This is a genomic window from Nodularia chucula CCY0103, assembly GCF_963923915.1.
GTDB lineage: Bacteria > Cyanobacteriota > Cyanobacteriia > Cyanobacteriales > Nostocaceae > Nodularia > Nodularia chucula.
The window spans coordinates 1-6297 of the sequence record NZ_CAWUOL010000154.1; the positions used below are offsets into that span (position 1 = coordinate 1).

General features: G+C 41.3%; 5 protein-coding genes. 4 read left to right on the plus strand and 1 reads right to left on the minus strand.

All coding sequences use genetic code 11. The features are described 5' to 3' along the window. Positions 1 to 248: 248 nt before the first annotated feature. From ACM0OP_RS23530 to nifJ, 4 genes are all read left to right on the plus strand, one after another. Entirely contained in the window at positions 249 to 1034 is a 786-nt protein-coding gene (locus ACM0OP_RS23530) for an HAD family hydrolase (RefSeq protein ID WP_414530823.1), read from the plus strand. 74 nt (positions 1035 to 1108) lie between these two features. Beyond that, the gene (locus ACM0OP_RS23535) at positions 1109 to 1549 is read left to right on the plus strand and encodes a YidH family protein (RefSeq protein ID WP_414530824.1); all 441 of its coding nucleotides are present in this window, start codon (positions 1109 to 1111) and stop codon (positions 1547 to 1549) included. 97 nt (positions 1550 to 1646) lie between these two features. Further along, a complete protein-coding gene (locus ACM0OP_RS23540; protein WP_414530825.1) occupies positions 1647 to 2219 on the plus strand; it encodes a Uma2 family endonuclease in 573 nt (190 codons plus the stop codon). A gap of 268 nt (positions 2220 to 2487) precedes the next feature. After that, a complete protein-coding gene (gene nifJ / locus ACM0OP_RS23545) occupies positions 2488 to 6054 on the plus strand; it encodes a pyruvate:ferredoxin (flavodoxin) oxidoreductase (RefSeq protein WP_414530826.1) in 3567 nt (1188 codons plus the stop codon). Between the two features lie 46 nt (positions 6055 to 6100). Here nifJ and ACM0OP_RS23550 read toward each other — a convergent pair whose 3' ends face one another. Further along, entirely contained in the window at positions 6101 to 6244 is a 144-nt protein-coding gene (locus tag ACM0OP_RS23550; protein ID WP_414530827.1) for a DUF3368 domain-containing protein, read from the minus strand. Positions 6245 to 6297 lie beyond the last annotated feature (53 nt).

Here is a 6297-nt window from a genome sequence, read left to right on the forward strand (position 1 = left end):
ACCATATTTTGGGTTATTTTTATCACCTCTTTCTTAACATTCAACACTTCTGATAAAAAAGGTATAAGTCCTATTATTTAGAAATAATCACAAAACGTCTGCTTGTTCTCCCCTGCTTGCTTTGTAATGACTGTTTGCAATCTTACTAATTAACCAGACTGGAGATTAATTATGAAATACTTACAAAAATTACTGCTGAGAGGGAATTTCTCAGTTAATCTAACAACAGCAGTTTATTCCGCAACACAATGACCGCAAGTAGTCCCACAATTTTAGCTTTAGACTTTGATGGAGTAATTTGCGATGGACTAATTGAATATTTTGAAGTCGCATGGCGCACATATTGTCAAATTTGGTCGCCTGTAGACAATACACCAGCAGATGACTTAGCTTTAAGATTTTATCACCTCAGACCTGTAATTGAAACAGGTTGGGAAATGCCAGTATTAATCAAAGCCTTAGTAGATAAGATTCCTGAAGAAAAAATTCTGCAAGATTGGGTCAATATTACGCCACAAATTTTATTAGACCATAATCTCCAATCCCAAAAAATTGCTGTAGCATTAGACAACTTACGGGATGAATGGATTAACACAGATTTAGATGGTTGGCTAAGTCTGCATAGATTTTATCCCGGAGTTGTGGAAAAAATTAAACTCACCATAGCTAGCGAGACAAAATTATATATTGTCACCACCAAAGAAGGGCGATTTGTGCAGCAATTATTACAAAGAGAAGGAGTGAATTTACCCCCAGCAGCGATTTTTGGTAAAGAAATCAAGCGCCCTAAATACGAAACTCTGCGAGAATTAATTCAGAAAGCTGAAAAAACACCAGTTAGTCTGTGGTTTGTAGAAGATAGACTGAAAACATTGCAGTTAGTCAAACAGCAAACAGACTTAAAAGATGTCAAACTTTTCTTAGCAGACTGGGGCTATAATACCCAAACAGAAAGAAAAGCCGCCCAAGAACATCCGCAAATTCAGCTATTAAATTTACCTCAGTTTACCAAACATTTCCCAGGTTGGCTGTAACTGCACCCATTTGATACTCCTCGCTCTAAAAGTGCGAGGTTTCAAACCTCATTTTTCCATAAAAACTATATTTTATGAATAAAATACCCAAAATTGACCGCCAACGGGAACATCAAGCCAACGAGCGGACTTTTTTAGCATGGTTAAGGACTTCTATATCATTAATTGGTTTTGGTTTTGCGATCGCGCGATTCGGTTTATTTATGCGACAATTGAATCTTGCCCTTACACAACAAGAATCTGTAGTTAATCCTATATTTAACTCAGAAAACTTAGGGGTTGTATTTGTAGTATTTGGCATAGTGGCGATCGCCCTAGCAGCATGGCGATACAATCAAGTATTCAGGGAAATTGAACGCGCTGATTATCGACCGCACCGTTTACCTATATGGATTATGACTGGAGTAGTAATAATTCTCGGTATTCTCAGCCTACCCTTACTCCTATTAAGAAATACAGTTTCTCCGTCTCCCTCCTCTACACCCAATCAACCACAATCGCGCCATCTGCGTTAAAGCCGGAAAATTGGCACTTGCTGAATCAGAATATGAAATGGCAAGATTATATTATTCAACTGTTAGGAATTATCAGGAAATATCAAAATTTATTTCTATGAATATTAGCCAATCTCAACCCTATCTTTCACCAGAAGAATATCTGGAAATTGAAAAATCTAGTCAGATTAAACATGAATATATCCAAGGACAGATTTATAGTATGGCAGGAGCAAGTGATGCTCATGTAACAATTACTGCTAACTTAGTCACCCTGCTGAGAAATCATATTCGCGGAACTGGGTGTCGTGTTTATGTTGCTGACATGAAAGTACGCATCGAATCTCTGAATATTTTTTACTATCCTGATATCATGGTGACTTGTGATCAACGAGATCCAAAATTTGATTATTTTAAACGTTACCCCAGCTTAATTATTGAAGTTCTATCACCCTCAACAGAAGCCTTAGACAGAGGTGATAAATTTAGTGACTATCAAGAAATAGAAACATTGCAAGAATATGTTGTAATCAGTCAAAATCGCCAGCGTGTTGATTGTTTTCGGCGTAACTTAGCAGGTAGATGGGAGCTTTACAGCTATAGAAAAAATCAAGAACTACAATTAAACAGCCTAAATTTTTCTTGTTCCCTCACCGATGTTTATGAAGATGTGTCCCTTCCCGAAAAATAAACCCTTAAAATACTATAAAAAACCCTCCGCGTACCTTTGCGCTAACCTTCGCGCACCTCTGCGTTAAAAAACTCCCAGACCTCCACCCCAAAAACCAGAAAAAAACACCTCAAACCCTTACCAATCAGAACTCATAAAACATGAGTACATAACTAATAATAAATAGATATAAAAATCACTCAGACATAAAATATAAAAACTGCCTACTAATTAATATATTTAATTTTATTGCAACCAAGGAACCGCTACAAACAAAAGCCAGGAAAAAATGAACAAAACCTTCGCAACCATTGACGGGAATGAAGCTGTAGCCCGTGTTGCTTACAAATTAAACGAAGTAATTGCCATATATCCTATCACCCCCTCCTCAGCAATGGGTGAATGGGCAGATACTTGGGCTGCTGCAAATCTTCCCAATCTGTGGAATACCATACCCAGTGTGGTGCAGATGCAAAGTGAAGGCGGCGCTGCTGCTGCGGTACATGGCGCATTACAAACCGGTTCCCTGAGTACCACATTCACGGCTTCCCAGGGGTTGTTGTTGATGATACCCAACCTCTACAAAATCGCTGGTGAACTGACTAGCGCCGTGGTTCATGTCTCCGCCCGTTCCTTGGCTACCCACGCCTTATCTATTTTCGGTGATCATAGTGATGTCATGGCAGCCCGTGCTACAGGGTTTGCGCTATTGTGTTCTGCTTCAGTGCAGGAAAGCCATGATTTTGCGTTAATTGCCCAAGCTGCGACCTTGGAAACTCGTGTATCATTTATGCATTTCTTTGATGGTTTTAGAACATCTCATGAAGTGCAGAAAATTAAGTTATTGTCAGATGAGCAATTGCGATCGCTAATTGACGAAAATCTGATTTTAGCTCATCGCAGCCGCGCCCTCACTCCAGACCGTCCCCTATTGCGGGGAACAGCCCAAAATCCTGATGTGTTCTTTCAAGCCCGTGAAGGTGCAAACCCTTACTACAAATCCACTCCCGCCATTGTCCAGCGCCTCATGGATGAGTTTGGAGAAGTCACAGGGAGACATTATCAAATTTATGAATATCACGGCGCGAGGGATGCGGAACGGGTAATTATTCTCATGGGTTCCGGGTGTGAAACTGTCCATGAAACAGTAGATTATCTCACTACCCAAGGGGAAAAGGTGGGTGTGGTGAAAGTGCGACTTTATCGCCCCTTTGATGTCGAAAAATTTATTGCAGTCTTACCTAAGAGTGTACAGGCGATCGCCGTCCTAGACCGCACCAAAGAACCAGGAAGCGCCGGCGAACCCTTATATTTAGATGTAGTCACTGCTCTTTATGAAGCTGGAAAAATAACTCCCAAAGTTATCGGTGGGCGTTATGGTCTTTCCTCCAAGGAATTTACCCCAGCAATGGTGAAGGGAATTTTCGATCATCTGTCCCAACCACAACCGCGAAATCACTTTACTATTGGTATTAACGACGATGTAAGTCATACATCTTTAAATTTTGACCCCAACTTTTCCACCGAAGCAAATAACGTTGTCCGCGCCATGTTTTATGGCTTAGGTTCCGACGGGACAGTAGGTGCTAATAAAAACTCCATTAAAATTATTGGGGAAGAAACCGAGAACTACGCCCAAGGTTACTTCGTTTACGACTCCAAAAAATCTGGGTCAATGACAGTTTCGCATTTGCGCTTCGGTCCCCAGCCCATTCGGTCAACTTATCTGATTGACAAAGCTAACTTTATTGGTTGTCATCACTGGGGATTTCTGGAACGCATAGATATTTTAAAAGATGCCATTTCTGGAGCAACTTTGCTGTTAAATAGTCCTCATGATGCGGATAGGGTCTGGGAATATTTACCCCAAAACGTACAGCAACAGATTATTGACAAACAACTAAAATTGTACGTCATTAATGCCAACAAAGTCGCCCGTGATAGTGGCATGGGTGGCAGAATTAACACCATTATGCAAGTATGCTTTTTTGCCTTAGCAGGTGTTTTACCCCAAGACGAAGCCATTAGCAAAATTAAAAAATCCATTGAAAAGACCTACGGTAAGAAAGGGACAGAAGTTGTCCAGAAGAACTTGCAAGCAGTAGATAACAGCCTGACTAACTTGCATAAAGTAGACATACCCCAATCTTCCCCCACTCCCCACTCCCCACTCCCCACTCCCCACCTCTTAGATAGTGCGCCGGAATTTGTGCGGGATGTTCTAGGTGAAATTATGGCATGGCATGGTGATGATTTACCCGTGAGTGCATTACCTGCTGATGGCACATTTCCCACAGGGACAGCTAAATGGGAAAAACGTAACGTCGCGGAAGAGATACCTGTATGGGAACCTGATGTCTGCGTTCAGTGTGGTAAGTGCGTCATGGTTTGTCCCCACTCTGCTATCCGGGCTAAGACTTATCAACCAGATGAGTTAATTAATGCGCCCAGTAGCTTTAAATCAATTGATGCTAAGGATAAGAGCTTTAGTAATCAAAAATTCACCATTCAACTCGCCCCAGAAGATTGTACAGGCTGCGCTATCTGTATAAATATTTGCCCAGCTAAAAGCAAGTCTGAACCATCCCAGAAAGCCATTAATATGGCGCAGCAGCTACCTTTGCGGGAACAAGAACGGCAAAACTGGGATTTCTTCCTAAATTTACCCAATCCTGACCGCAGACTGTTAAAAGTCAACCAAATTCGGCAACAACAACTGCAAGAACCTTTATTTGAATTTTCCGGTGCTTGTGCTGGTTGTGGTGAGACACCGTATTTAAAATTATTAACACAATTGTTTGGCGATCGCGCAGTCATTGCCAATGCTACCGGTTGTTCTTCCATTTACGGCGGGAACCTCCCCACCACCCCCTGGACAACCAACGCTGAAGGACGGGGACCCGCATGGTCAAATAGCTTATTTGAAGATAACGCCGAATTTGGGTTTGGCTATCGTTTATCGTTGGATAAACAAGCAGAATTTGCAGCAGAATTGTTACTGGGGACTGGGGAATGGGGACTGGGGACTGGGGAAATTTCTGATGAGTTGGTAAAATCTATCCTGACTGCTGAACAAAAATCTGAAGCTGACATCTGGGAACAACGGGAAAGAGTCGAATTACTCAAACAACAGTTAGATAAAATACTCAGTTCTAAACCCAATCTAAAATCCCAAATTCAAAACCTCAAATCCCTAGCTGATTATTTAGTCAGAAAAAGCGTCTGGCTTGTCGGTGGTGACGGCTGGGCGTATGATATTGACTTTGGCGGTATTGACCATGTAATAGCCAGTGGGCGCAACGTGAATATATTGGTCATGGACACAGAAGTCTATTCCAATACTGGCGGTCAATCATCCAAAGCCACACCGAAAGCAGCAGTAGCAAAATTCGCCGCCAGTGGTAAACCAGCACCCAAAAAAGATTTAGGTTTAATGGCGATGACCTACGGAAATGTTTACGTAGCCAGTGTAGCTTTAGGTGCAAAAGATGAACATACCCTGAAAGCGTTTTTAGAAGCCGAGGCGTTTGATGGACCATCATTGATTATTGCTTACAGCCATTGCATTGCCCACGGTATTAATATGACCACAGGTATGCAACATCAAAAATCCCTGGTAGAATCAGGACGTTGGTTGTTGTATCGCCATAATCCAGAGTTGCAAAATCAAGGTAAAAATCCGTTGCAATTGGATATGCGATCGCCTACACAATCAGTAGAACAATCAATGTATCAAGAAAATCGCTTCAAAATGTTGACTAAGAGTAAGCCAGAAGTTGCTAAACATCTCTTAGAACAAGCACAATCCGAAGTAGATGCACGTTGGGAAATGTATCAATATTTGGCACAAAAGTAATCTTTAATAATGGGTAATGGGTTCTTTACCTATTACCTATAATCATTCATAATTCTCCAACAATTGATAAAATACGATTGTGGGGAGAGGGATTAACCCAAAATTTAGCTGTATAGATTAAATCATCAAGGCCGGGCTTGACTAATGGAATTAATCCCTGACGTTTTGCCTCAATTAAAATACCTAAAATCCAGGGTCAGCGCATCTCAAACCCTGTTGACAAGAGGACTTGCCTAATCAGCA